This window comes from Candidatus Nanopelagicales bacterium (assembly GCA_030700225.1).
Lineage (GTDB): Bacteria > Actinomycetota > Actinomycetes > S36-B12.
The window spans coordinates 1-26,188 of record JAUYJT010000039.1 but is presented as its reverse complement, the minus strand read 5'-3'; the positions used below and the strand labels follow the sequence as shown (position 1 = coordinate 26,188).

At 64.4% G+C, this 26,188-nt stretch carries 23 protein-coding genes and 1 pseudogene; 22 read left to right on the top strand and 2 right to left on the bottom strand.

The window, feature by feature from the left end; translation table 11 throughout:
- The first annotated feature begins 42 nt into the window (after positions 1 to 42).
- The 7 genes and pseudogenes from rimP to Q8P38_05230 all read left to right on the top strand — a co-directional run bounded on the left by rimP (position 43) and on the right by Q8P38_05230 (position 7,002).
- Positions 43 to 528 (top strand): ribosome maturation factor RimP, encoded by a 486-nt coding sequence (gene rimP / locus Q8P38_05260; protein ID MDP4014007.1) that lies wholly within the window; start codon positions 43 to 45, stop codon positions 526 to 528.
- A 6-nt stretch (positions 529 to 534) separates the two neighbouring features.
- Positions 535 to 1,530, top strand: a complete 996-nt coding sequence (nusA, locus tag Q8P38_05255) for a transcription termination factor NusA (protein MDP4014006.1) — start codon at positions 535 to 537, stop codon at positions 1,528 to 1,530.
- 387 nt (positions 1,531 to 1,917) lie between these two features.
- Positions 1,918 to 2,061: pseudogene (locus Q8P38_05250) on the top strand (translation initiation factor IF-2 N-terminal domain-containing protein).
- A gap of 762 nt (positions 2,062 to 2,823) precedes the next feature.
- The gene (gene infB, locus Q8P38_05245) at positions 2,824 to 4,665 is read left to right on the top strand and encodes a translation initiation factor IF-2 (GenBank protein ID MDP4014005.1); all 1,842 of its coding nucleotides are present in this window, start codon (positions 2,824 to 2,826) and stop codon (positions 4,663 to 4,665) included.
- The gene (rbfA, locus tag Q8P38_05240) at positions 4,662 to 5,132 is read left to right on the top strand and encodes a 30S ribosome-binding factor RbfA (GenBank protein MDP4014004.1); all 471 of its coding nucleotides are present in this window, start codon (positions 4,662 to 4,664) and stop codon (positions 5,130 to 5,132) included. The genes infB and rbfA overlap by 4 nt, the downstream gene beginning before the upstream one ends.
- Positions 5,132 to 6,037: a tRNA pseudouridine(55) synthase TruB gene (gene truB, locus Q8P38_05235; GenBank protein MDP4014003.1), complete on the top strand. Its 906-nt coding sequence runs from the start codon at positions 5,132 to 5,134 to the stop codon at positions 6,035 to 6,037. Before rbfA ends, truB begins: the two co-directional genes overlap by 1 nt.
- Positions 6,034 to 7,002, top strand: a complete 969-nt coding sequence (locus tag Q8P38_05230; GenBank protein MDP4014002.1) for a bifunctional riboflavin kinase/FAD synthetase — start codon at positions 6,034 to 6,036, stop codon at positions 7,000 to 7,002. Before truB ends, Q8P38_05230 begins: the two co-directional genes overlap by 4 nt.
- Positions 7,003 to 7,066: 64 nt before the next feature.
- Here the strand turns inward: Q8P38_05230 and Q8P38_05225 are convergent, their stop codons facing one another.
- Entirely contained in the window at positions 7,067 to 8,215 is a 1,149-nt protein-coding gene (locus Q8P38_05225) for a TIGR04053 family radical SAM/SPASM domain-containing protein (GenBank protein ID MDP4014001.1), read from the bottom strand.
- Between the two features lie 144 nt (positions 8,216 to 8,359).
- Here Q8P38_05225 and Q8P38_05220 point away from each other — a divergent pair, with 144 nt between their 5' ends.
- From Q8P38_05220 to Q8P38_05150, 15 genes are all read left to right on the top strand, one after another.
- Positions 8,360 to 10,225 (top strand): GAF domain-containing sensor histidine kinase, encoded by a 1,866-nt coding sequence (locus tag Q8P38_05220; protein ID MDP4014000.1) that lies wholly within the window; start codon positions 8,360 to 8,362, stop codon positions 10,223 to 10,225.
- On the top strand, positions 10,185 to 10,862 hold the full coding sequence (locus Q8P38_05215; GenBank protein ID MDP4013999.1) for a response regulator transcription factor: 678 nt from the start codon (positions 10,185 to 10,187) through the stop codon (positions 10,860 to 10,862). The genes Q8P38_05220 and Q8P38_05215 overlap by 41 nt, the downstream gene beginning before the upstream one ends.
- Before the next feature lie 148 nt (positions 10,863 to 11,010).
- The gene (locus Q8P38_05210) at positions 11,011 to 11,376 is read left to right on the top strand and encodes a hypothetical protein (GenBank protein ID MDP4013998.1); all 366 of its coding nucleotides are present in this window, start codon (positions 11,011 to 11,013) and stop codon (positions 11,374 to 11,376) included.
- A 157-nt stretch (positions 11,377 to 11,533) separates the two neighbouring features.
- Entirely contained in the window at positions 11,534 to 12,508 is a 975-nt protein-coding gene (locus Q8P38_05205; protein ID MDP4013997.1) for a tetratricopeptide repeat protein, read from the top strand.
- 1 nt (position 12,509) lies between these two features.
- Complete coding sequence (locus Q8P38_05200) at positions 12,510 to 13,574, top strand: NHL repeat-containing protein (protein ID MDP4013996.1); 1,065 nt, start codon at positions 12,510 to 12,512, stop codon at positions 13,572 to 13,574.
- Between the two features lie 65 nt (positions 13,575 to 13,639).
- On the top strand, positions 13,640 to 14,608 hold the full coding sequence (locus Q8P38_05195; GenBank protein MDP4013995.1) for a cytochrome c3 family protein: 969 nt from the start codon (positions 13,640 to 13,642) through the stop codon (positions 14,606 to 14,608).
- 66 nt (positions 14,609 to 14,674) lie between these two features.
- Positions 14,675 to 17,068, top strand: coding sequence for a cytochrome c3 family protein (locus Q8P38_05190; GenBank protein MDP4013994.1), 2,394 nt, complete (start codon positions 14,675 to 14,677; stop codon positions 17,066 to 17,068).
- Positions 17,069 to 17,244: 176 nt separating this feature from the next.
- Positions 17,245 to 18,096, top strand: coding sequence for a tetratricopeptide repeat protein (locus tag Q8P38_05185; protein MDP4013993.1), 852 nt, complete (start codon positions 17,245 to 17,247; stop codon positions 18,094 to 18,096).
- A 2-nt stretch (positions 18,097 to 18,098) separates the two neighbouring features.
- Positions 18,099 to 18,833: a cytochrome c biogenesis protein CcdA gene (locus Q8P38_05180; protein MDP4013992.1), complete on the top strand. Its 735-nt coding sequence runs from the start codon at positions 18,099 to 18,101 to the stop codon at positions 18,831 to 18,833.
- A gap of 10 nt (positions 18,834 to 18,843) precedes the next feature.
- Entirely contained in the window at positions 18,844 to 20,313 is a 1,470-nt protein-coding gene (locus Q8P38_05175) for a cytochrome c biogenesis protein ResB (protein MDP4013991.1), read from the top strand.
- Between the two features lie 5 nt (positions 20,314 to 20,318).
- On the top strand, positions 20,319 to 21,212 hold the full coding sequence (gene ccsB / locus Q8P38_05170) for a c-type cytochrome biogenesis protein CcsB (protein ID MDP4013990.1): 894 nt from the start codon (positions 20,319 to 20,321) through the stop codon (positions 21,210 to 21,212).
- 36 nt (positions 21,213 to 21,248) lie between these two features.
- Positions 21,249 to 21,845, top strand: a complete 597-nt coding sequence (locus Q8P38_05165) for a TlpA disulfide reductase family protein (GenBank protein MDP4013989.1) — start codon at positions 21,249 to 21,251, stop codon at positions 21,843 to 21,845.
- Complete coding sequence (locus Q8P38_05160; GenBank protein ID MDP4013988.1) at positions 21,842 to 23,413, top strand: NapC/NirT family cytochrome c; 1,572 nt, start codon at positions 21,842 to 21,844, stop codon at positions 23,411 to 23,413. The genes Q8P38_05165 and Q8P38_05160 overlap by 4 nt, the downstream gene beginning before the upstream one ends.
- A 46-nt stretch (positions 23,414 to 23,459) precedes the next feature.
- Positions 23,460 to 24,092, top strand: a complete 633-nt coding sequence (locus tag Q8P38_05155) for a helix-turn-helix domain-containing protein (GenBank protein MDP4013987.1) — start codon at positions 23,460 to 23,462, stop codon at positions 24,090 to 24,092.
- Between the two features lie 7 nt (positions 24,093 to 24,099).
- Positions 24,100 to 25,299 carry a hypothetical protein gene (locus Q8P38_05150; GenBank protein MDP4013986.1) on the top strand — a complete coding sequence of 400 codons (1,200 nt, stop codon included), beginning with the start codon at positions 24,100 to 24,102 and terminating at the stop codon, positions 25,297 to 25,299.
- 579 nt (positions 25,300 to 25,878) lie between these two features.
- Here Q8P38_05150 and Q8P38_05145 read toward each other — a convergent pair.
- Positions 25,879 to 26,188: diguanylate cyclase (locus tag Q8P38_05145; protein ID MDP4013985.1), on the bottom strand; the 310-nt coding region annotated here is incomplete at its 5' end.

Below are 26,188 nucleotides of genomic sequence, written 5' to 3'. Positions count from 1 at the left end.
ACTGGGGGTTGGCCTAGGCGACAACCGCATAGGGAGGCACCGATGGCATCGGATCTGGCCGAGCGACTGACTCAGGTCATCGCTGGCCCCTTGTCTGACACGGGTGCCGAGCTGGAGGAAGTTCGCGTACTCTCGGCTGGCGGGCGTCGCCTACTGCGCGTAGCGGTGGACACGCCGACTGGTATCACCCTGGATGAACTCGCGGCGGCGACCAGGGTCGTGTCAGCCGCGCTGGAAGACTCCCCGCATCTGGGTAAGAGGCCGTACGTTCTGGAAGTAAGCAGTCCCGGAGTCGATCGGCCCTTGACTGCGCCATCGCACTGGCGCAGGAACGTCGGCCGACTGGTGAGAGTCCTAGCCGCTGGCGAGACGATCATTGGCCGCATTCGCGGAGTGGACGAGCGAGCTTCCCGCGTTGTGCTTGACGAAGTGGAAAGCGGCGCAGGTGAGCGATCATTGCCGCTGGATTCGATTGAACGCGCCGTCGTGCAGGTGGAGTTCAAGCGGCGCGACGAGACCGAGGAGTGACGCGGTATGGATATCGATATTGACGCACTCAAGACTCTCGTACGCGAGCGGTCCTTGTCGCTGGATCTCCTGGTGTCGAGCATCGAGGAAGCTCTGCTGATCGCCTACTCCCACGAGCCCAGGGCAGTCGAGCACGCGAGGGTCAGCTTGGACCGCAAGTCAGGTCACGTCACCGTGTGGGCTGCCAGGCTGGACGAAAGGGGTGATCTGGTTGAGGAGTACGACGACACTCCCGCCGGATTCGGACGCGTCGCGGCCGCCACAGCGCGTCAGGTACTGGTACAGCGGTTGAGGGATGCCAGTTCGGACCGCTCGTTCGAGGAGTTCTCCGCTCGGTCCGGCGACCTTGTCAGCGGCACGATCCAGCAGGGTCGTGATCCGGCTGTCGTGTTGGTGGATTTGGGGAAGGTCGAGGCCGTCCTACCCCCGGCTGAGCAGGTTCCCCAAGACAACTATGAACACGGTCACCGCATCAAGGCCGTGATCGTCTCCGTGAGGCGCGGCCCCAGCGGGACGTCGGTCATCATCTCACGTACTCACCCGGATCTGGTCGCGAAGCTGTTCGCGCTGGAGGTCCCGGAAATCGCGGACGGCGTGGTGGAGATCGTGGGTCTGGCGCGGGAGGCGGGTCATCGGACGAAGATAGCCGTTCGCAGCAACAATCCGAACGTAAACGCCAAGGGCTCCTGCATCGGGCCGATGGGACAGCGCGTGCGTCAGGTGATGGCCGAACTGTCAGGGGAGAAGATCGACATCGTCGACTTCAGCGATGATCCCGCACGGTACGTCGCGAATGCCCTTTCGCCCGCCCGAGTTACCAGCGTGGAAGTCGTAGATGCGGCAGCGAGATCGGCGCGCGTCACGGTTCCGGACTATCAGTTGTCCTTGGCGATCGGTAGAGAAGGGCAGAACGCGCGACTGGCCGCCCGGATGACGGGATGGAGGATCGATATTCGGTCGGACTCCGCCGCTCCGCCGGGCGTTGCTGGCGCACCGGATTGAGCGGGTACACTGGCCGCATCGGATCCCACGTCCCAGAACGCACTTGTGTGGGCTGTCGGCGTCGGGGAAACCAATCCGATCTGCTGCGAGCCGTTGCCAGGGGATCAGATCTGATCCCAGATGACAGCGGTCGGCAACCGGGCAGGGGCGCCTATCTGCATCCCGACCTGGAGTGCCTGGCGCTCGCGGAGCGTAGGCGGGCATGGACCCGTGCTCTGAGGGTGACGGGACCGTTGTCGTCCGACGCTCTCGGGCAAGTGCTGCGGCAGAAGACGGCCGTCGATCGAAGGCGGAGACGAGATGAGCTACCGATGACCACCCAGCCATGAGTGAGTCAAACCACGACTGAGGGTCTGCGGTGAACACCCGGACCAAGACAGGAGAACCGTGTCAAAAGTCCGGGTCTACGAGCTGGCCAAAGAGCTCGGGCTCGAAAGCAAGCAGGTCCTCGAGAAGCTCGAGGAGATGGGGGAGTTCGCTAGGTCGGCTTCCTCGACAGTGGCGACTCCTGTAGCGCGCAAACTTCGAGAATCTCTGAACGTCGCCGCTCCGGAGCCCCAGGCTCCGCGAGCTGGCTCCAGCTCCATACGCACTGGTCCGCGACAAGCTGTACGTCCACGTGTGGCTCCGGCTGTCGAGGACTCCGGCGCCGCAGCCGCCCAAGCCCTGCCGAAGACTCCCGTCGCGCCTGCTGAGTCTGCCGGCGGACCAGAAGGCGATGCGGCAGCCCCGAAGGATGCCCCCGCCGGTGGCGCGCCTGCCTCCGTACCTCCCGAGGTCGACGAGCCGAGGCTGACGCCACGTCCAGCGGGACCGCGTCCCGCCAACAACCCGTTCTCGGGCAGTGTCGCTGCCCGGACGTCACGCCCTGGGAACAACCCGTTCACGGGCAACACGGCGACGCGCCCCCCTGGGGGGGTACCAGACGCACCACGTCCTACACCTGGCTCAATGCCAACGCCGCAGAGCGGACCTGGTGGGCTCAGGGGGAGAGGCGGCTTCGGTGGCCCGGGTGACCGCGGCCCAGGTGGTCCCGGCGGCCGAGCCCCGGGTGGCCGTGGCGCTCCGGGTGGTTATGCCGGAGCTGGCGCACGAGGCCCGGGCGGTCCGGGTGGTCCGGGCCGTGGCGCTCCGGGTAGCTATGCCGGAGCGGGCGCACGAGGTCCGGGTGGTCCTGGTGCACCGGGTGGTCCGGGTGGGCGGGGTCCAGGGGGCCCAGGCCGCGGGCGGCCTGGTGGCAAGCCAACCCGGGCGCGCAAGTCCCGCCGGGCGAAGCGCCAGGAGTTCGACAACATGGAGGCGCCGACGATCGGCGGCGTGAGGATCCCCAGGGGGGATGGGGCGCAAGTGCGCTTGGCCCGCGGTTCATCCTTGACCGACTTCGCCGACAAGGTCGACGCCAGTCCGGCGGAGCTCGTGACAGTGATGTTCAAGCTGGGGGAGATGGTCAACGCGACCCAGTCGGTCGACGATGACACGCTCAAGCTTCTTGGGCAGGAACTGGACTTCGACGTCCAGATCGTCTCTCCCGAAGATGAGGACCGTGAGCTGCTGGGACGATTCGACCTGGAGTTTGGCGAGGATGAGGGCGAGGCGGCGGAGATGCTGCCACGCCCGCCTGTCGTCACCGTCATGGGCCACGTCGATCACGGCAAGACCAAGCTGCTTGACGCTATACGTAGCGCTGACGTAGTCGCTGGCGAGGCCGGTGGGATAACGCAGCACATCGGTGCGTATCAGGTCCATGCGGTCATTGGCGGCGATGAGCGGGCGATCACGTTCATCGACACTCCCGGCCACGAGGCGTTCACAGCGATGCGGGCCAGGGGAGCGAAGGTCACGGACGTGGCGATCCTGGTAGTCGCGGCGGATGACGGTGTCAAGCCGCAGACTGTTGAGGCGCTCAACCACGCGCAGGCCGCCGATGTGCCGATCGTCGTGGCGGTCAACAAGATTGACAAAGAAGGGGCTGATCCAACCAAGGTTCGAACACAGCTCACCGAATATGGCCTAGTCGCGGAGGAATTCGGCGGCGAGGTGATGTTCGTCGACGTGTCAGCGAAGAGCCGAGTCGGGATCGAGGCTTTGCTCGAGGCGGTGACCCTGACGGCGGACGCTTCGCTGGATCTGCGCGCGAACCCCAATCAGGATGCGCAAGGTGTCGCGATCGAAGCACATCTGGACAGAGGCAGGGGTCCGGTGGCAACCGTCCTTGTTGAGCGCGGAACGCTGCGTCCGGGCGTCTCCATCGTGGCGGGCGAGGCTTTCGGGCGGGTTCGCGCCATGCTGGATGAGCACGGGGAGCCGGTCGATGAGGCACCGCCGTCGCGACCGGTCCAGGTGCTCGGATTGACGTCTGTTCCGGCTGCGGGAGACTCGTTCCTGGTCGTGTCGGAGGACCGTACCGCGAGGCAAATCGCCCAGACCAGGCAAGCCAGGGAGCGCAACGCGATGCTGGCCAAGTCCAGGCCGCGGCGCACGCTCGAGGAGTTCTTGTCGCAGGTCGAGAAGGGCGAGGTCCAGGAACTCAAGCTGATCCTGAAGGGCGACGTCTCCGGGTCGGTTGAGGCACTCGAGGACGCCCTGATGAAGATCGACGTCGGCGACGAGGTCTCGTTGCGTGTCATTGACCGCGGCGTCGGGGCCATAACTGAAACCAACGTGATGTTGGCGGCGGCCTCGGATGCGATCATCATCGGGTTCAACGTCAGGCCTCAGGGCAAGGCATCGGAACTGGCCGAGCGCGAGGGCGTGGAGACGCGGTTCTACTCGGTGATTTACGCGGCCATCGACGATGTCGAGTCGGCCCTGCGCGGCATGCTCAAGCCCGAATACGTAGAGGTACAGCTCGGATCGGCTGAGATCCGCGAGGTGTTCCGGTCCAGCAAGCTCGGGAACATCGCGGGATGCCTCGTGCGCACGGGCCTGATCCGGCGAAACGCCAAGGCGCGACTCGTGCGCGACGGTGTCGTGGTCGCGCAGGACCTGACGGTATCGTCCTTGCGCCGGTTCAAGGATGACGTGACCGAGGTTCGTGACGGATACGAGTGCGGTATCGGTCTGGGCTCGTTCAACGACATCAAGGTCGGCGACGTCATCGAGACCTTCGAGCAGCGCGAGCAGGTGCGTGAATGACCGACCACGAAGCGCGAGTGCGCCGGCTGGCCGACCGTATCAAGGAGATCGCCGCGGAGATGCTGGAGCGGAGGATCAAGGATCCCCGCCTGGGGTTCGTGACGATCACCGAGGTCCGGGTGGCGAACGACTTGCGGTCAAGCACGATCTTCTACACCGTGCTCGGGTCGGAGCACGAGCTGGCCGAGTCAGGAGCCGCGCTCGAGTCAGCCAAGGGTCTCGTGCGCAGCGAGGTCGCGAAGAAGACGGGCGTTCGCTTCGCGCCGACAATCGATTTCGTCGCCGACGCTCTGCCCGTGGCGGCGGAGCATATCGAGGATCTGATCCGGCAGGCGGCCTCGGCGGATGCCGAACTCCAAGCGCGAGCTGCCGATGCGACGTTCGCCGGGGATCCCGATCCGTACCGGCACCCGGAACTTCCGGAAGCGGTGCCCGAGGATTCCGTGGCCCCCAATCGTCCGGTCTGATGTCAACCGACGGCATCCTGCTGGTGGACAAGCCAGCTGGCATCACGAGCCACGGTGTTGTGGCCAGGATTCGTAAGGCATACGGGACGCGGAAGGTTGGGCACGCGGGAACCCTTGACCCGGTAGCCACTGGCTTGCTCGTCGTCGGGGTCGGGAGCGCGACCCGGTTGCTGACCTTCCTGGGTGGGGTGGACAAGGAGTACGACGCGACAATTCGATTGGGAGTCAGCACAACAACCGACGACGCTGAGGGCGAGGTGACGTCTTCTGATGGCGCCTCTCCGGAATTGCCGCTGGCTCAAGGTGTCTGTGCCTTGACTGGGGAGATCCAGCAGCGGCCGTCGTCTGTTTCCGCGATCAAAGTGGCGGGTACTCGTGCCTACCGGCTCGTGCGCGCTGGTCAAGCCGTTGAGCTGTCGGCCAGGGCCGTCACAGTCCATTCGTTCGAGATTCTGCGCACGTCCGCCGCTGTCTTCGACGCAGTGCAAGTGCTGGACGTGGACGTTCGCGTGCGAGTGTCGTCCGGAACATATGTACGCGCGCTGGCCCGGGACCTCGGCGCGAGTCTCGGAGTGGGCGGCCACTTGACATCGCTACGCCGGACCTCAGTTGGACCCTTCTTGGTGTCTCAGGCTCGGACTCTGGACTACGTGGAGGCCAACCGCCCGGATCTCATCCCGGCGGGAGTCGTCGCTGGCCAAGTCCTGCCAACTGTGGTTGTGGGTGACCCCGGTCCAGTGCTGTCAGGCACGCGAGTCCCCTCCGGCGTGGCGGATAGCGGACCCGTTGCGCTCCTGGACTCAGGCGCGGACCTTCTGGCGGTGGCCGACAGCGTGGAAGGACAGTGGCGCTACCGGATGGTCGTGCCGGACAAACGGGCGGGGCGGGGCAAGGTCGTTTCATGAGCCAGTCCGCGAGAACCAGCGACCCGCTTCCCGTACTCAGAGACGGTGACCCGCCCTTCGGGCAGCCCAGTGTCGTGTCGGTGGGAGTGTTCGACGGAGTTCACCTAGGACATCGCTCAATCTTGGCGCGCGCCAGAGCCGACGCGTCGCGCCGGAACCTGCCCTTCGTCGTTCTCACGTTTGATCCGCATCCGGTGTCCGTCCTGCGGCCGGAGGCCTCAACACCTCAACTGACCACTTTGCGTCACAAGCTCGGACTGCTCGCGGAGCTGGGTGTCGACGCCGTTCGCCTAGTCACATTCAGCCGCGAGGTCGCCGGCGTCACGTGTGAGGAGTTCGCGGCCGAGTACCTGACCGGGCAGCTGTCGGCCAAGCTCGTCGTCGTCGGGTCCAACTTCAGGTTCGGCCACATGGCTGTCGGCGACGTCGCTGTGCTGACCGAGCAGGGTGAGATGGATGGATTCAGCGTCGATTCCGTCGGCTTGGCCGCTGACGAGTCAGGGAGCGTCTGGTCGTCCACGGCAATCCGGGCGCTGGTGATGCGCGGGGATGTTGCCGAAGCATCCGTCGGGCTGGCTCGACCTCACCGCGTGGAAGGAATGGTCGTTCCCGGTGACGGCCGCGGCAAGTCGCTGGGGTTCCCAACCGCGAACGTCGCCGTGCACGAGAGCAGTTCGGTGCCGCACGATGGCGTCTACGCGGCATGGCTCGTTGTGGACCCATACGGAGAGCCGAGGCGCCACGCGGCGGCGGTAAGTGTCGGGGCGAACGTTACCTTCGGCGGCGCGGCCCGACGCGTCGAGGCACACGCCCTGGACCGGGCGGATCTCGGACTCGCAGGCAAGTACGTGGCGGTGGACTTCATTGAGCACCTGCGGCCAATGCGGAAGTTCGACTCGGTCACCGAGCTAAAGGCGGCGATCGCCTGGGACGTGAAGTCCGCGCGCCGGATACTCACCGCGTAGTGCCCTGGTGAGGATAGGCCGAACCTCACCGGCGAAACGTAGCCGCGGAGGCTACCCATTCGGGTTAGGTGGCGGGTTGTCCGGGGAGTGGCTGGTATACACATGCCGGATCCTCACCCAGCGGATTGCCGGTCTCCGCGAACGCGCGGGAGCGCGACCCGCCACACACCCTGCGGAATTCGCAGGAACCGCATCGGCCGGCGAACTCCGCCGCCCTGATCCGGCGCAGCACCGGATGGTTGCGGTAGATGTCCACGACGCTGCGCTCGCGGACGTTCCCAAGGGGCAAGGGTAGGAATCCAGCTGGGAGTACCTGCCCGTCGTGGCCCACAAACAGGATCCCGTCGCCGTCACGCGTCCCGGAAGTGGTCGCCTTCCGTCCGCGGGCGGGATCGCCCAGGCGCGTGATGAGATCCATGCTCAGCGAGCGGTATAGCGACCCCAGGCCGAAGTGTTCCGCCACATCGACGGTTTGCGCTTCAGGGGAGTTGCGCCACGTAACCACACGCCTGAAGAGGGGGGCTTCGACAGTGCGCACGATGAAGCCATAAGCCGCCGCGTCATAGAGGAAATGCGCGACGTCCTCGCACTGTTCAGCGCTCAGGGCTAGCTGATCGGTGCCCCGGCCAACTCGTATGAGGAAGAAGACCTCCCAGATATCGACTCTGAGGTCGTGCAACAGTTCCGCGATGGCGGCCAGTTCAGGTGCATTGCCAACCATCACTGTTGTGTTTATCTGAACCGTGTATCCTCGCCCGACCAGCTCGCTGATCTTGGCGAGCGTCTGGCTGAAGTGGGCCGACACCTGGCGGACCCCCTCATGTGTCTCCGGTTTCGCCCCGTCCAGCGACATCGACACTGTGCGCACCCCCGCCTCGAGCAGATCGTCGAGGATCTGGCCGGAGAAGGCATCACTTACGGCTGGGGCGAGGGCGACGCGGTAGTCAAGGGACTTGGCATGGCGCACTAACGGTAGGAAGTCGGGCCTGGCCAGCGGGTCCCCGCCAGTCAGAATCAAGACGGGTGCGGGGGCGCCGAAGCCGGCGAGACTGTCCAGGAACCGCATGCCCTCAGAGGTACTGAGCTCGCCCGCCAGGGGCGCATGTTGCGCGGTCGCCCGGCAGTGACGACAAGCCAGCGGGCAGGCCTTGGTCATCTCCCAGAAAACGAGCAGGGGCTTGTCTGTGTACGATCGGGGCGTTGGAGTGCGCACTCAGCCCACCCGAACCGTACTCGGGGACCTTCCGGACAACGGCGAGATCATACACACAAGTGTGCCTGACGCGGCGGTCGGTGACCAAGGTCGGGTCCGGCAGCGGTGGTATCCTCAAAGCTGGGGATTATTTGAGGAGTGGGTGTGGTCCTCAAGCGCTTGGGCGGATGCTTGATGGTGGCTTCCGCAGCCACTGGCCAGTCGGAGATGCGTCGGCTGAAGCTCATCGCCATGGTTCTACCGCTCGGGTTCCTGGTGGTGCTTGAGCTGGCAGTGGTCAACTACGCGGCGGACAGCTTCCTGTCGGATCTGATCCGAACTCCGGTCCTGTGGCTTCTCGTCGGCGTGTCATTCATCCCGGCGCTCGCCTTTGGCTACGGGATCTTCCATTCCGTTGACAAGATCCAACGGCGGATCGTGGAGCAGAACCAAGAGCTCGCGGCACTCAGCGACCTGTCGAACGCCATCCAGGGAGTGCATTCACTCCCGGCTCTGGCCGATGCCGCGAGTGAATGCGTCAGGGAAGCCAGCGGCGCCCGTGAAGTCCTGATTTCCGTCGAGCCAACCGCTGAAGGGCACGTGTGCGACGGCATCGAGCAGTTGGCGTGGAAGTCGGAACACGGCGACGCGCCGGGGGCCTTATGGCCCGCCGCCGATGAAGCAACAGTTGTCGACATACCGTTGATCGCGGGACTGACGACCGTAGGCCGCATGAGAGTGGTTCTGGACCCGCTGGGTAGTCCCCTGACCGTCGACACCATTCACAGGCTCGGACACCTGATCGCGGAGGCCATCCAGGCGAACCAGATTCTGGCCGACCTTCGCCGTCGGCAGAGGGAGGGCCACGCACTGTACGACGTGCTCGTGCAGATCTCCCGCCAGGTCGCGCCACCGGACATTCTCGCGGCCGTGGTGCATGACGCACGGGAACTGATCAACTGCGATGAGGCCGCCCTTTCCGTGGCCGATCTGGACTCCCTCACCGTCCGCGCCGGAGACGTCATCCAGCTCTACCAGGCATTTGAGGATGCGGCTGCCTGCATCACCTCGCGGGACGATCAGTTCCATGACGTGCATCAGGGGAATGTGGTCTGCCCGATCCGCGCATCATCCGAATGGCGCACGACTCTCACGGTTCCGATCCAGGCGCGTGGCTGCACGATCGGGGATATCTGGATCGCCCGGCGCGCGGATGAACCATTCTCATCCAAAGATGGTCGGTTCCTCGAGACGCTTTCCGGTCTGGCGGCCATCGCCCTGACCAGCGCTTCATCACGGGAGCAGGAACGTCAGGAGGCCATCATCGATGAAAGGAACCGGATCGCTCGCGAGATGCATGACAGTCTCGCCCAGATCCTCGGAGCCTGCCAACTCCGCTTGCGCGCACTTCAGTCGCGACCGGGAGTAGCCGAACTCGATTCCGTTTTCTCTGAACTGACGGATCTCGCGGATCTTTGCGGGGAGGGCTACCGGGATGTCCGGGAAGCCATCCTCGGTCTTCGGGACTCCGGGCGCGCCGACTGGGGACTGCTGGACGGTTTGCGGGACTATCTTTCCGACTTCAGTCGCAACACCGGTATGTCAACCTCGCTGGAATGCGCGATCGATCTCGATCCGCTACTGACGCCGCGCTGCGAGGTCCAGGTGATCAGGGTCATTCAGGAAGCCCTGACGAACGTCCGCAAGCACTCAGCGGGGAGGAGTGTGACAGTCCGGGTACGGGAGACGCAGTTCGCCACCGTGTTTGAGGTGGAGGACGACGGGAGTGGATTCGAGTTGAGGTCCGATCGGTCGCACCGAGAGACGTTCGGTCTGTCGACGATGACTGAACGGATGTCGCTGATCGGAGGTACCCTGACGGTCGACGCAGCCAGGGGCCGGGGCACGCGAATCATCGCGGAGATTCCCAGGTCGCAGGGACCGCACTGGGTGACGACGAACGGTAGCTCGGGTGGATTTGAGGAGAACGATGCAACCCACCGATGGGCGAATGCGCATTCTGCTCGTTGACGACCAGCCGTTGTTCCGGGGAGCGATAGCCGCTCTGATCGCCGAACAGCAGGACATGGTCATTGTCGGAGAGGCCGAGAACGGGCTGGACGCGATCGAGAAAGCCAACGCCCTGAGCCCGGACCTCGTCGTGATGGATATCGAGATGCCCGTGATGGACGGAGTTGAGGCAACGCGAGCTATCCGCGAGCAACTGCCTGCGGTGAAGGTTGTGATGCTGACCGTGTCCGACTCGGACGAGCATCTCCTGGACGCGATCCGGTTCGGGGCGAGCGGATACCTGCTCAAGGACCTTCGCCCGGAACAGTTGTTCGAGATGCTGCGGTGCACGATGCGCGGGGAGGCCGCGCTGTCACCGGCGGTCGCGGCCCGGGTCCTGGCCGAGGTCAGGAACATTCCCGCCGTGTCGCCTGCCACCGGCGAGACGTCGGCCATCACGAGGCGGGAACTGGAAATCCTGCAACTCGTGGCTGAAGGCATGAGCAACAAGGAAGTTGGGCGGGCGCTTTCCATAACCGAAGGTACGGTCAAGAATCATGTGCACAACGCGTTGGAGAAGTTGCAGCTTGAGAATCGGACTCAGGCGGCCGCGTACGTCGTAAGGCATGGTCTGGGGCGAAGCGGCACGGCGCCCTGATGCCTGGTTCTGACAGCCTGCCGGGTGATCGTGGCCCCGCGTGGAATGTGTCTGGTGGGGGATAGCCACGCCGTCCCGTTCCGCGTAACGTCATTGCCCAATTGGACTGAAGTCGAAGCCATGAGGGAGAGCCGTCAGGGGGTGCTTGATGGTGGTCTTGCCGGACCGGTTGGTCGTGATCCTCTACAGGCATCCCTTGCTCGGAGAGGGCCTGGCCAAGTGGATCCGGGGATCCGGCGCGGATGTGCGCCCAGTCCTGCTCCAGGACTCGCAGGCGGTTCGCAAGGCCCTGTCGCTGGGTCCGTTCGTCGTGATCTTCGAAATAGGCGACGGACCCAGCGAAGCGGACCTCAGCGCGATGGCGCCAGGTGCCCGCATCATTGACATCAGCATGTCGGCGCTACCGGGTCTGACCCGGCCTGCCTGCGCAAGTATCGACGAGATTGTCCAAGCGATCCGCGATGGATTGCCTTCCCTCCCCGGCGGTGAACCAGATCGTAGCCCTTCTGGATGAGCCATGCGGGTGAGCCTGTACCGTAAATGTGCCGCCCGGTGGATGTGCCGGACAAGCCCCCAGGCAATAAATTGAGCGTGGAGGCAAGTGCTTCTGCTTGTGGTCGGCCTGGCGCCGACGAGACGTGGCGGCTCCGCTAAGGAGGGTTGACGCGCATATGGATCTGGTGAGACGTACCGAGGGCCTTTCCGAGGCCACCCTGGGACGGTTGATCAGGATCAGCGGCATTGCGCTGGTGGTCGCGCTCGGCCTGTTCAGCGTCTTCTACTACCTTGATCAGAGGGTTACCGCAGGTCCTTCGCTGACCGAACGGCAGATCGAGGCCGCCGAGAATGCTGTGGTGCAAAGCCCCAATGAGGTGAACCCCAGGTTGCAGCTCGCGGGAGTCTACCGGCAGGACGGCAGGATTGACGACGCACTGGCACAGTACGACGAGATCCTGAAGGCGGAACCGGAGCACCGGGCAGCCTTGCTGGGCCAGGGCATCCTCCTGGCGACCATGGGCGAAGACGACTTGGCCGAGGAGTCCCTGCGCAAGATCACGAGCGCGTCAGCCGGAGGTGAGTTCGCCCCGGTCGACGAGCAGCTAGAATCCGCCCAGTACCAGTTGGGTGTCATCCTGCTCCGGCGCGGTGCCACGGATGAGGCAATCGCGAGCCTGCGAGCTGCGCTCGCGATCAATCGGACGGATGCGGATGCCTTGTTCTCTCTTGGCCAGGCGCTGCTGCAGCGGGGTTCCGGGAAGAAGGCCGTGGAAGCACTGTCCGCCGCTGTGGCACTGGTCCCGCAGGGCTGGACAGAACCGTACGCCGCCCTGGCGCAGGCCGCTGAGTCGATAGGCCGGTCCGACGAGGCCGCGTACGCGAGTGCGATGGTGGACGTCACCCAGAACCGACTCCCCGAGGCGGAATCGCGCCTCCTGACCCTGACCGGGTCCTCGGTGGCAGCCTCGGCCATGACTGGCTTGGGCATGGTCGCCGAAGTCCGGGGAGACGGGGACGCAGCACAGGACTGGTACCGCCAGGCAGTCGCCAAGGACCCGCGCAACCAGACCGCGAGCGCTGCCTTGGCCCGCCTGACTCAGGTCACGCTTCCGACTGGTCACGGGACCGCCGACGAGGGGAAAGGCTGACATGTCCGTCTTCTTCGACAATCCCCCGCTCGACGCCGATTCTCCTGAGCCAGTGCCGGACACCAGTGCCGCGGACGAAGTCTCGCCTGAGGAACTGGAGGCAAGGCGGCGCAAGCTGAGGCTGCTGGGTGTGATGATCGTGATCGCCGCGATGCTGGCGGCCTTGTTCACCTGGTATCTGGTGAACCGCAAACCGTTGTCCCAGCTTCCTGGCCTCGACTGGGAACGGGTACCGGCGTACAAGTTCAGCGTCTACGGAGTTTCCGAGCCGCTCGGAGTCGCTGTGACCCCGTCGGGAGACAGAATCTACGTAACCCAGAGTGGCGGAGACCGCACCACGAAGGTGTTTGATGATTCTGGTCAGGAGGTTGGTGTTCTCGTCCCCTCGGACTCAAGTGCGCCGAGCCACATGCCCGTCTACGTCGCTGTGAACCCGCTGACCGAGGATGTCTATGTCACCGACAGGACCGCGCGGGAGATCTATGTCTACGACCGCGACGGCAACTACCTGCGCCAGTTCATTCCGAAGGCGCGCGGCAAGAAGTGGCAGCCCCTGGGCATTGGCTTCGACGAAGCGGGGAACGTGACCGTGACGGACGTGGCCGGCAAGCAGCGGATCCTGGTGTTCTCCCCAGATGGGGAACTGATCCGGGAGTTGGGCAGTCCAGGACTGACCTCCTTCCCGAACGGCGTAGCTGTGGATGGCGCCGGGAACACGATCGTCAGTGACAGCAACAACGGCCGGGTTCTGCTCTTCGACGGTCAGGGGAACGTGGTCGCGGAGATCAAGCGGGGGTCCGGTCCGGGCGACACGTCTATGCCCCGGGGAGTCGCTGTTGCGGACGGGCACTTGCTGTACGTCGCGGACACGACCAACCAGCGAGTTCAGCTATACGACATCGCTGGTCTTTCCCAGGAAACCGGGCCGCGACTAGTAGGTTTGTTCGGTGCCGAGGGTAGCGGTGAGGGGCTTTTCGAGTTCCCGAACGGTGCCGCGGCGGACGCTCGGTCGCACGTCTACATTACGGATAGGGTGAATGACCGGGTACAGGTTTGGGGGTACTAGGTGGGAGATCCAATGGATGACAGGATGCGAGAGAAAGAGAAAGAGCCGGACCAAGGAGGTGGACTGTGAAGGTAAGGAGCGCACTTTTGCTGTTGGGTGCGGGTGGAGGTGTGGCGCTGGCTATGGCGTTCGCCGGACCCGCGTCGGCCGATAACGGGCCACACGTGAAGAACAGCAGCCTAGTGGTTGACAACTGTGCCAGTTGCCACAGAATGCATTCGGCGAAAGCGTCACATCTGCTGAAGGATCCTCAGTCGCAGATATGCTACAGCTGTCATGGCGGTGGTGGCGCTGGCGCGACCACGGATGTCCAGAACGGGCGCAGCTACGCGGGAGGGGAGACGGGACTGCGCGGCGGTGGGTTCGAGTACGCGTTGATTGATGCCGCCAATCCTGTGTACACCCCGGGCGCGGGTGCGACCGGGACGACGATAGGTGTGCTCGCTGCAGGCACAGCCACGAATTCGAATCACAGCGTCGACGGATCTAGTCAGATGGCATGGGGCAACGGCGCGATCAGCGCGACTGTGAACTACGGGAAATCCGTCAGCCTCTCGTGCGGTTCATGCCATGACCCGCACGGGAACGGCCTGTACCGGATCCTCAGGGCGATTCCGAAGGAGTCTGGGGCAGTCTCACCGGGTGTGGAGATCGCCGATACGGCCACGAAGGTCTACACGACCGCCAACTACTGGGTCACGCAAGATGTGAACGCGTCGGAGTTCCAGGAGAAGATAGCGAGTTGGTGCAGCACGTGCCACACCAGGTATCTGGCGGATCATGAGGCGAAGACCGACTCGGGCGATGCGGTGTACGCGTACAGGCACACCAGCGATAGCACCGCGGTCAGCGGCAAGGCCCGCAACTGTGCGAACTGCCATACGGCCCACGGGTCGAACGCATCGATGCCAGGGCTCTACTCGTCAGTTGTGAACCTGCCGGACGGAACTGTGGATACAGGGGACAGCAAGCTTCTCCGGATCAACAACCGGGGTACTTGCCGGGTCTGCCACGCCTCGGGATACACACCGTAAGGCAGGCTGTGTGTGTGGGCATCGTCGCTAGAGCTGCGGTGCCCCACACCGGCTGGGGAGCGAACGATGCGGTTGAACCGGGAAGCTGGATGTTGGCGGGCGCTGAGGCTGACCGCATGGCTGGGCGCGTTCGCGATGGCTGTCTTCGCGTCGGGGTTGGGTTCGGCTGTGGGCACCGATGGTGGCCCTGACCCTGTGCCCGCGCCGGTGGGTTCGGATCCGGCGGGTCTTGATGAGGAGCGAGTGCTCACCCTGGAGGGGTCAGGCATCACGGTCACCGTCCCGGCGGGATCATTGCTACGACCCGCGAGCGTTGAGGTTGCCAGAACTCGGGTGGAACCGGGATCTAAGTTATTGCTGTCCTTCACGGTGGTCGCTAAGCCGCTGGATGGGGGTGGGCCGATCGGCGAATTCGCGAAACCCGTTCAGATCGAGGCAGCGCTCCAGGACCTGCCTCTGGGCGCGACAGAACCCGCCGACCTGAGTTTCGCGGTCCGGACGAACGCGGGAAACTGGCTGCGTCTGCCGACCCAGCGTTCCGCGGAAGAACTGGCCGCGGAGATCGGGAAGCCAGGATCGTTCGCCATCGTCGCGGATGGGAATCTGACTGTGGCGCGTCACACATTCGGCAAGGTCGTCCCCAGTGGTGCTAGCTACCTTCAGACAGACACTTCCCTGAATGGGATCGCACGGTTCTCGACCTTCCGGGTACGCTTCCAGATGCTGAACGACCGAGCGATCACGCTGAAAGCCAAGCCGAGACTTGAGTACCGGCGCAGCGGCGCTGAGCGCTTCCGGACAGTGCCGGAGAAGGCGGAGCTGGACGAGGCTTTCTACGTTGCCCGCGAATGGAACCGGAACGGGCAGGGGCGGACCGCCAAGGGCGAACTGGGGCGAGTGATCCCCCTACGGGAGTTCCTGTACGAGATTCCGGAAGGCGCGACAGGGCTCGCCGGGCAACTGTCGATGGGCCGCAACCCGGACCGGCGGGTCGAAATGGAACCGCGGTCGGCGACCGAGCAGGAGTTCTCGGTCAGGGTCAGTTCCGCCGCGGACTTCTGGGAGCGCTATGAGTTCCGGGTCACGGATGCTGGGAATCCGTTCGCGGGTGAACACACGGCGTCGTTGCGGATAGGAGGGCGCGCCGAAGTCAGGCTCTCCCCGAGGCAACGCGATGGGCGCCACACGGACCAAGCGGGTCCGCGCTACCGTCTAGAATCCAGGCGCGCCAGGAGTACCGCATTCGTCTCGGACGCGGACGAACGAGTACACGGTCCCTATTCCGCTACGTCGGATCAGTGCGCCACCTGTCACCGCGCCCACGTGGGCGCCGCCAGCAGCCTGCTCGCGCAGAAAAGGCCGCAGAGCGATCTCTGCTTTACTTGCCACGACGGTCTGGGGGCAGGCCAGGACGTGAAGAGTGAGTACACGGCGGATGATCTGCCAGCGAACAACGAAGCCCAGCGGGAGTACTACTCACATGACGCGCTCGTGAATTCCAGCCACACGAGTGGGAAGGATCCTGAGTTCGCCGGAGCGCTGAACCGCCACAGTGAATGCGGAGATTGCCATGGCGTGCATGATTCGGGTACTGGCGGCGGGGCCGAGACCGAGGACGGCTGGACACCGTCTCAGCGCATCGGGGACGCCTCCGGCGTCGCCGTCGGGAATGGAGCGGCCGGGTCCAGCCCGGAATACACGTTCCTGAAGGACGGCGTGAACCTGGAATACCAGTTGTGCTTCAAGTGTCATTCCGGGTACACGGAACTGACCTCGAATTCTTCTCTGGAGCCGTCGCAGTACGCCCTGGACAAGGGGACGGAGTTCAACCCAAACAATCCCTCGTTCCATCCGATCGAAGCCGCGGGGACGAACCAGACCGAGGCCATGAGCGAGAGCCTGGTCGGCACATCTCCCTACAAGTTGTGGAACTTCACCACAGGAAGCACCATCCGCTGCTCTAACTGCCACGGCCGCGCTGGAGCCGCGCCGGAGCCGGATGGGAGCCTGACGCCTCACACATCGCGTAACCGCGGCATACTCATCCGGAACTACCGGGACCGTGTCCTCAAGGGGGCGGATGAGGACTACGCGGCTGCCGATTTCGCCTTGTGCCTGACGTGCCACGCGGAGCGCCCGTTTGTCGACGGGAACGGCGATCCTGCCTCCGACACCAACTTCCGGTACCACGGCCTTCATCTGACAGACCTGGGGGATGAGGGGAGTGGTGGGACCGATATCGACTCTCCCGGAGCCGGCCAGGGCAACGCCATCTGCGCTGAGTGCCACTTCCGGATCCACTCGACCACCTTCAGTGTCGGATCCCAGTCGATCGAGGGGTCCAGGTTGGTGAACTTCGCACCGAACGTGGAGGGCCCTCCACTGTGGGAGCGCGCTGGCTCGGGCGGGTCCTGCACGCTCACGTGCCACGGCGAGGAACACGACTCTCTCGACTACTGAGCCGACGGACGCGATACCTGCCAAGTGGCATAGATTGGGCGATTGTGTGGATCTAACCGGCTAGCCCAGGGGGGGGACATATCTATCCAAGACATGTCTTTCGGCGGATACCATGTCAAATCGCTCTTTTCGACAATAGTTAGGGATCGTCAGATCACCTGAGGACGGGATAACGCATGCTGGGGATACGTGTGACGCGAGCTGACCAGGACGACGAGCTCGAGATGGAACTGCTGAGTCGCCTTGGACTCTCGGCTCCCGCGAGTTGGCACGACATCGAAACGGCGCACAGCGAGTGCGCCGACTTCCTTGACAGCGTTCCTCCTAATTTGGTCCCTTGGGCCGAGATGCGCAGGACGGAGGCTGAAGAGGCATACGTGCTGCTGCGCCATGCGTGCTCGCCCAAGGAGCGCCGAGGCGGCAATCTGACGAGACGTCGGCTGCTGAACTCGAGGAAATGGTGGAAGGTCGGTGCGGCAGCAGCAGCTGTAGTCATTGTCTTCGGTGTCTACAAGGTCGGCGGTAGTTCCGATATCCCCGCCGTCTCCGGTGATCTCACGGATTCGGCTGCTCAGGCCCCGGCGGAGGTGGATCAGGCCCAAGTGGCGCCGTTGATGCGCAAGATCTCCGAGAATCCGCAGGATGCGAAGTCGCTGCTGAAGCTGGCAGACCTCTACTTCCAGGCCGGTGACTACCGCGTGGCCGGAGAGTTTGGCAGGAAGGCGGTGGCCGTCAACCCGAAGTCAGAGCGTGCCAGGCTGCTGCTCGGTGCTTCATTGTTCAACCAGGGCGACTCCGCCGGTGCTGAGAAGCAATGGCTGAAGGTCACGAAACTGGATCCTGGGCTCGCGGAGGCGCACTACGATCTGGGATTCCTCTACCTTAGCCAAGAGCCACCGGACCTCGCGCGAGTTAAAAGAGAGTGGCAGAAGGTTGTCAAGATCGATCCTGGCTCGGATCTCGCCAAGACCGTCTCTACGCATCTGGATGGCCTCGGCAAGGGCAAGTCTCCGGGGATCGGGCAGTAGAGATGTCGGGCATCACGTTTGCCGTAGCGTTCTTGGCCGGGATCGTCTCGTTCGCTTCACCGTGCTGCCTGCCTATGGTGCCCGCGTACGTCGGCTACATGGCCGGCACCGGCACCGCCGAGAGCCCGCAACGGCGGGTCGCTTTTCGTCAGGCCCTCGCTTTCGTCCTGGGATTCGCGGTTGTGTTCGTCACGCTGTGGGCCTCTGTCGGGTTCGTCGGGTATGTGCTGCGGGACTACGTTGGTGTGCTGCGGGTCCTGGGGGGGGCAGTGTTGATCGTGCTCGGGCTGCATGTGGCGGGTCTGATCTCCATTCCCGCGCTGTACCGCGACGTTCGCTTGCCGGTGCGAGTGCCAGCGATGGCCGGGCCGGGTGCCCCGGAGCCTGGTCCCAGAAATCCGAGCCTGGCGAGGTCCTCCCTGCTGGGGGTCGCCTTCGCCGCCGGTTGGACTCCATGCATCGGCCCGATACTGGGCGGAATCATCGGGCTCGCCTCAGTGACCGCCAGCGCGCTCGAAGGCACTCTGCTGCTGATCGCATACGTCGCCGGACTCGGCACCCCCTTCATCCTCGTGGCCGTTGGAGCCAGCGAGATCAACGGGCGGCTGTCCTGGTTCCGTCGGCATCATGACGGTGTTTCGCTCGTAACGGGAGGGCTGCTGATCCTGATGGGCTTCTTGCTCATCACGAACCTGCTTGCCAAGTCCGCTGCATTTTTCCCTAACTTGGGACTGTAGAGGAGTACGAATGAGCCAAGTAACTTCGCGAGCCGATTCCCGCCTGGGCGACTCACCGGACGGGCTGGCCGACTCGATCGCCGTGGCCCCGGCGGACGTCTTTGAGAAGCTGTTCCGGTTCTTCATCTCTATGAAGACGGGGCTCGCGCTGATTCTCGGGCTGGGCATTCTCACGCTGGCCGGGACGCTGATCAGACAAGCCCCGGCTGAGTTGGCCGAGGACCCGGGCTTGTACGCAGATTGGCTCGACTCAACCAGGGAGATATTCGGGGGATGGACCCCGATCATCGACAGGCTCGGGCTCTTCGCGGTCTTCTCATCGCTGGTGTTCAAGTTGATCGCCATGTTGTTGGTGACCAGCATCATCGCCTGCTCCGTGAACCGGGCGCCGCGGCTGTGGAAGCACGCGACTCATGCAAGGACCCGGAAGAGCGACTCCTACTTCGCACACGCGCCTCTGCGCGCCAGCGCACAAGTGGATGTGCCGCCGGACGATGGACTGGCCCGGGTCCGCAAGGTCCTCAAGCGCCGCCACTACCGGGTTCTGGACGGACCGAGCGGGGCCAACACGCGAAACCTGTACGCCGAGCGCTTCCGTTGGGGCCCGTTCGGGACCATCATCGCGCATCTGAGTTTCGTGCTGATCCTGATCGGGGTCTTCCTCACGGCCACGACCGGATTCAAGGAGGAGCAGTTAGCCGTCCCGGTGGGTTCAACGATTGACGTGGGTCACGACACCGGGCTGTCAGTGTTGGCGCGTTCCTTCAGTGACTCCTACTACCCGGACGGGTCGCCCGCCGACTACGCGAGTCAGCTGGTTCTGTACGAAGACGGCGTTGCCGTGCAGGAGCAAACCGTGCGGGTGAATGAGCCGATGAGATACTCAGGGGTCTCCTTCTACCAGTCGTTCTTCGGCCTGGCGGCGGCGATGAGCGTCAGGGACTCCTCGGGGCGGGTTCTCTTCAACGAAGGCGTGCCGCTGGCCTGGGGGACCGACGACGGTGTCCACAACGTCGGTGAGTTCGCCCTGCCGGATCAGGGTCTGCGTGTGTTCGTGGTGGTGCCAGCCTCGGGTGAGGTGGATCCGAACATCAGACCGGGTCAGGTGCAACTCGAGATCTACCGGGACGATGGTGAGTCCCCCCTCGCGCTGAAGGTCCTTTCGCAAGGGAAGCCTGCCGTCATCGACGGCATTGAGTACACGTTTGAGCGCCCAAGGCAGTTCACCGGGTTGATCGTCACCCAGGATCCCGGTGCCGTATTCGTCTGGATCGGGTCATTCTTCCTGGTCGTCGGGATCTTCATGGTGTTCTTCTTCCCGCACCGTCGGATCTGGCTGCGAGTAGGCGAGTCCAGAACAGGGTCGACGGTCGAGATGGCAGCGTCCCAGCGCCGGGACTTGGCGTTTCAGGCGCAGTTCAAGTCACTGGCAAGAGACATCGAGGCGATGGCCAGCGCGCCAGATCCCCAGCGAAAGTAGGAAAGATGTTGAAACTCTCCGAGTTCTGTGTGCTAGCGAGTCTGTTTATGGCGCTAGTGGCCCTTGTGTTGTACGTGGTCGCCTTGGCAACAGCCGGGACCACGGCCCAGCGAGAACGGGTCGCTGTTGGAGCCGGGAGTCGTGGTAGCGGAGGAGTGCCGCCAAGTCGGTCCGGAGAGCAGCGGTCGCGGCGCGGCCTGGCCTACTACGGGACGGCGCTGGTTCGGCTGGCGCTTGTGCTGCTTACCGCCGCACTACTGTTCCTCACCCTGGTGACCGGCCACGGACCCTTCTCCAATCAGTACGAGTTCTCAGTCGCGTTCGCCTGGGGCATCATCGCGGTGTACGTGTACTTCGAATACCGCTACCGGGTCCGGACCCTGGCGTTGTTGGTGCTGCCTGTCGCATCAGCACTGCTGCTGTACGCAATGACGCTTGGCGCAAGCACCGCACCGCTGGTTCCAGCCCTGCAGAACAACCTTCTGCTAACCGTCCATGTGGCACTGGCGATCGTCGCCTATGGTGCGTTCGCCGTGGCTGGCGGGGCGGCCGTGCTGTACTTGATCCAGCCAAGATTCGGAGGCGGAAGGCTGCCGAAACCGGCCCTCCTTGAGGAGATCGGATACCGAGCGATCCTCATCGGATTCCCACTGCTAACGATGGTGGTTCTTCTTGGCGCCGTGTGGGCCGAGGTCGCTTGGGGGACGTACTGGGGCTGGGACCCCAAGGAAACCGCATCCCTGGTCACCTGGCTGATCTATGGCGCCTATCTGCACGCTCGAGTTGTTCGTGGCTGGCGGGGTCGGCGCGCTGCCTGGCTACTCCTGCTGGGCTTCGGCGCTGTGCTACTGACCTTCTTCGGGAATCTGTTCTTCGGGGGCTTGCACGCGTACGCGTAGTCTGAGGCGCCGCAGCCGCGGCCGGAAGAGGCTTTGATGAACAAGACAACTGCCGGACGGCGGGAGAAGCTGCGGGAGAGCCGCGGTGGGTCACTGCTCGTGCTAGCTGTGACGTCGCTGCTCGTGCTGGCGGCCGCCTACATTGTGCAAACCAGGACCGCGACTGATCCCGGCGTGAGCGCGATCGAGCTGACCGGAGCGGTTGGAGAGGCACCTGAGGTCGGCAAGTCGGCCCCTGACTTCACCGCTCAAACGGTGCAAGGTCGCCAGGTGTCGCTGAGCGACTACCGCGGACGTCCGGTCTGGCTGACGTTCGGGGCAAGCTGGTGCGCGGCTTGCCAAGCGGAGGCGCCGGATATCCAAGCTGCGTATGAGCGGGCAGGGGAGTCCGGTCCGGTCGTCATCTCGGTGTACATCTCCGAGGACTCCGCTGCGGTTCGCGACTACACGGAGCGGGTCGGGCTAACCTACCCCGCCATCGCCGATCCCGACACCCGGATCGCGTCCCAGTACCGTGTGCTCGGGATACCGGTCCACTTCTTTATCGACCGTTCGGGTGTGCTGCGAGCCACAACGACAGGAGCCATGTCTCCCGAGCAAATGGATGCGGCTCTGGAGGGGATCCGCGGATGACATTGCCGCCGGATCAGACTGAAGACGCCGCAGAACCCGCAGCGCGTCGTGGCTGGCGCGCCCGAATCGTCCCGCGAACACATCGCGGACTGCTGGTGATGCTCGTGCTGGCGGGCGGACTCGCCGCTGTGCACACGTTCGGGGGTATCTGGGCAAGTGAGTTCAGCGAAACGACCGAGTTCTGCAGTACATGTCACGCCATGGAACCTCAGGTGAAGGCGAACCAGGCCGGAGTGCACTCAGACGTGAACTGCGGTGAGTGCCACATCACGCCCGGCATCATGGGCCTGATCAAGGCGAAGATCGGCGGAACCAGGGAGCTGTACCTCGTAGCCACGGACGAGTATCCGAGGCCGATTGTGATCAACCGCGCCAAGCTCCCCCCAGTCCAAGACACCTGTATCGCTTGCCACCCGCTGGATCAGGTGACGAGGGCTGATCGTCCGCTCCAGTTGATCCTTCGCCCCACGTTCAAGCCTGACAAGGCCAACACGCGGGAGATGGTGGCAGTGGCCGTGAATGCGAACGGTGGCCCGCGGGGCGGCGCTGATACCAGCTCGGGGAGCAGGGGAGCCCACTGGCACGTCGACCAGGACATCTGGTATCTGTCGGGCGACGAGGCGCAGCAGGACATTGATTTGGTTGTGTGGACGCCTCCTGGCGGATCCACGAAGACGTACGTCAAGGCATCCCAGGTTGACGCGACCGGCAAGGTGGCCCTGAACATACCGAGCCTCCTGGAGCAGGACCTGCCGCAGAAGATGAACTGCGTCGACTGCCACAACCGGGTCGGGCACTCAACGCCGGACACGGGCGCCGCCGTAGACGCAGCCATCGCCGACGGCCGGATCAGCGGCGACCTGCCCTTCATCAAACGGGACAGCGTGGCGCTGCTGAATGGGCGATACTCATCAGATGAGGTTGCGGACGAAGCTTTCGATGGACTGGTCAAGGGCTACGCCACGAAGTATCCGCTCGTAGCCAAGACCCGCACGGCCCAGATCGATGCGGCGGTGGCCGAGCTGAAGGTCCAGTACCGGATCCTCGCCACGCCATGGATGGACGTTCAGGCTCGAACCTATCCGAACAACCTTGGTCATCAGGCCAGCCCCGGTTGCTTGCGGTGCCATGATGGTGCGCACTACCTGGTTGAGAAGGGCAAGGCGACCGCGAAACCAATAAAGTCGTCATGCTCGACGTGTCACACGTTCCCGCAGGTCGGTCCCGAGGTGTCTGAACTCCCGCTTGGCTCGAAGCCGGCCAATCACAAGAGGGCACTCTGGGTCTTCAAGCACAAGCGTGCCGCGTCCAGCGCCAGCCCGGTCGGCACATCATGTGGAGCCTGCCATTCGCGGAGCTACTGCGAGAATTGCCACGCCTCCGGAGCGATCAACATCAGCCATGACGACATGATCTACGGCCACGCGGCTCAGATCCGCAAGTCAGGGGTGCAGAGCTGTGCGCTCTGCCACAAGCCCAGCTACTGCGCTACATGTCACGCGGGAGATGTACTGCCTACGTCGTCGTTGTCGCCCGGGCTGCCCCAGGCCTCGGCACGGTCTCCTTAGCCGGGTTCGTGCTGTGGTATCGCTGGACAGCGAGAGGAGGGCTCAAGTGATCAGCAACATCGAAGAGGAAAAGTGGCTGAGTGTCGGGGAGGTCTGCGACCTGCTCAGTGTTTCGCCAGCGACGCTGCGGCGGTGGAGCGGCTCTGGGGAGCTTCGGACGTTCACGACACCGGGCGGGCATCGTCGCTTCGCCCGGTCCGCCGTCCTCGGGCTCTTGCCACCTGTCCCAGGCCAGCGGCCCCGGCTGGAGCAGCTTGGTGTGACACCGGGGCGTGTCTTGCGGGTGTGCGAGCGTGAGCTGGCCCAGTCACCTGAGGAGTGGACCGCTGCCGCGCGCGAAGATGGGGAGCAGTGGCGTGACCTTGGAGTCACGATGGTCGAGCGACTGCTTTCCGGGCTGGACGCGCCCGGGGCACAGATGGGGAATGATGCCGTTGCGGCCGCAGGTCAGTTGGGTGCCCTGGCCGCGAGTTGCGGCGCCTCCTTGGATTCGGTTGTGGCGCTCTGCCTACGAATGAGGCGAGCCCTGATTGGAGAACTGACGGACTTGGCTCGGCGGCATGGCCTCGGAACTGCTGCCACGTGCGAGTTCGGGTTAAGTGCGCTGCGCTTGACGGACGATCTGCTGCGCCGTCTGATCGTCGGCCATCAATCGGTTCCGGTAACGGCAGGGATGTGAGTTGCCGATGAGCATTCAGCTTGCTCCGAGCGCGGAACAGTTGTCCTGTCGAGGTGCGCAGCCCGTCGTGGTGCGGGCGATGGTTGCGCGTGCCGGCCGGGTCTCCAGCGTCGCCCGCGAGCGGTTCGCCGCTGATTTCAGTGCATGCTCCCCCGACGGCAGGGCTCTCCTAGTCCGGACTTGCCATCGTGTGGAGGTCTACTTCGCAGCCGGAGCCGACGGAATCGAACGCCTCCCGGAACCCCCTGCCGGTTGCGAACATCTCATGGACGTCGAGGCAGTGCGCCACTTGATCTCAGTGGCCTGCGGGCTTGACAGCGCGGTCCTCGGCGAGGACGCGGTGCTCCATCAGATCCGTGAGGCCTACACCAGCAGGTGCCGTGAGGTGGCACTGGACCCCGCGCTGGATCGGCTGTTCCAGGTCGCGTTGCGAGCTGGCCGGAGCGCGCGTTCCTGGCTCCCTGGGCCCAGGCCAAGCCTTGGTGACGCGGCGCTGGACGAGATCGAGTCGGTCTCAGGGAATTTGACCGGCAAGCACGTCCTTGTAGTCGGGGCCGGAACCATGGGCAGACTGGCGGCCCGAGCGGCTGCGGCGCGCGGGGCCCGCGTGTTCGTTGCCAATCGCACGCGGGGGCGAGCCGAAGCGCTGGCTCGAGCTGTAGGCGGCGACACCGCTGACTGGACAGGTTCCCCGCCGCCGCAGCCGCTGGCTGGTGTTGTGGTGGCCATTGCGGGCACGTGGACCGCTGCCTTAGACATGGCGCCCTTGGTAACTGCTGGCGGCACAGTGATCGTCGACCTCTCCAGCCCTCCCGCCATGCCAATGTCCCTCCAGCTCCAACTCGGGGGACGATGCGTGTCGATCGATGATCTGGCCTGGCGACGGCAGGCGAGCCTTCCCGAGAGCCTGCTCACGAGGATCGATGCCCTGGTGCATGAGTCCGGGCACTCGTATTGCCGATGGCTGCGGACGCGGGACTCGGGGTCAACCATGGTGGCTCTGGCCGAGACGGTGGAGGAACGCTGCACAGCTGAACTGGAATGGCTGGTCCGTCGGCTGGGCGATTCCCAAGTCGGCGACGGTGAGCTGATCAGGCAAGCCTCCCACAGACTCACCGCGAGCATCCTGCACTCCCCACGGCGGGCGATCAGCAACGACGAGACGAGCACGCTGGAGTCAGCGGCCCGGGAGCTTTTCGGGCTCTGAGTCCCTCGGCGTTTCGCGGGCCTGTGACTTGGGCGCCGGTCGGCGAGATGTGGCAGGTCCGATCCAGGAGGCTAGGAGCGTGTCCCCGTGACATACGGGTGGGGGTGCTGGGTTGAGGGTGGCTGGTCGGGGAGAATCTTGGTATGACGGATTCGGTGTTGTTCGAGGTGGTACCGGTTGAGATCGTGGCGCGTGCTCGGGTCGGGGTGTAGAAGACGTTTCGGGCGTTCGACCCGGATCAGGTGCTGCTGATTCCGCCGTCTTTGGATGACTGGCTGCCTGCGGATCATTGAGCCCGCTTCGTGGCCGCGTTCACCGACTTGTTCGCGCAGTCGGCGCGGATCGCCGCGGGGATGGGCATGGTGCGGCCATTCCGGCCGGGTAACCGCCACATCGGGCCGATCTCGCGGACCGGTGTGTAGGCGGACGTTCTTGCGTAGGGCCGACGTTCGCGCGTAAGGCCGACGTTCGCGCGTAAGGCCGACGTTCTACCGGCAGTTCTCCGCAAGAGTTTCGGCCAACCACAACAATGACCGCCAACGAGCCGCGCTGTAGATGACCCGCGTCGGTACTACAGAGCTAGCCCCCGGACTGACCGCCCGCCAGGGCGACACGATTCCGGCCCAGGCTCTTCGCCTGGAACAGGGCGGCGTCCGCTGCGGTGAGCAACTCCTCGGCTGTCGTCGCGGATCGGGAGGGTGACCAGAAGCTCACGCCGACGCTCACGGAGCAGTCCAGAGGGTTCTTGTGGCTCTCCCGGCATGAATGTGGGTGAGTTTCGGCGCTGAGAGTGCCGAACCGGTGCGGGGCAACGGATCTGGCGACACGGTGACCGGTGGGTAAGGCGCACACGGGGCGTGGCTCTATGTTCGGAAGTCGACCAAGACAA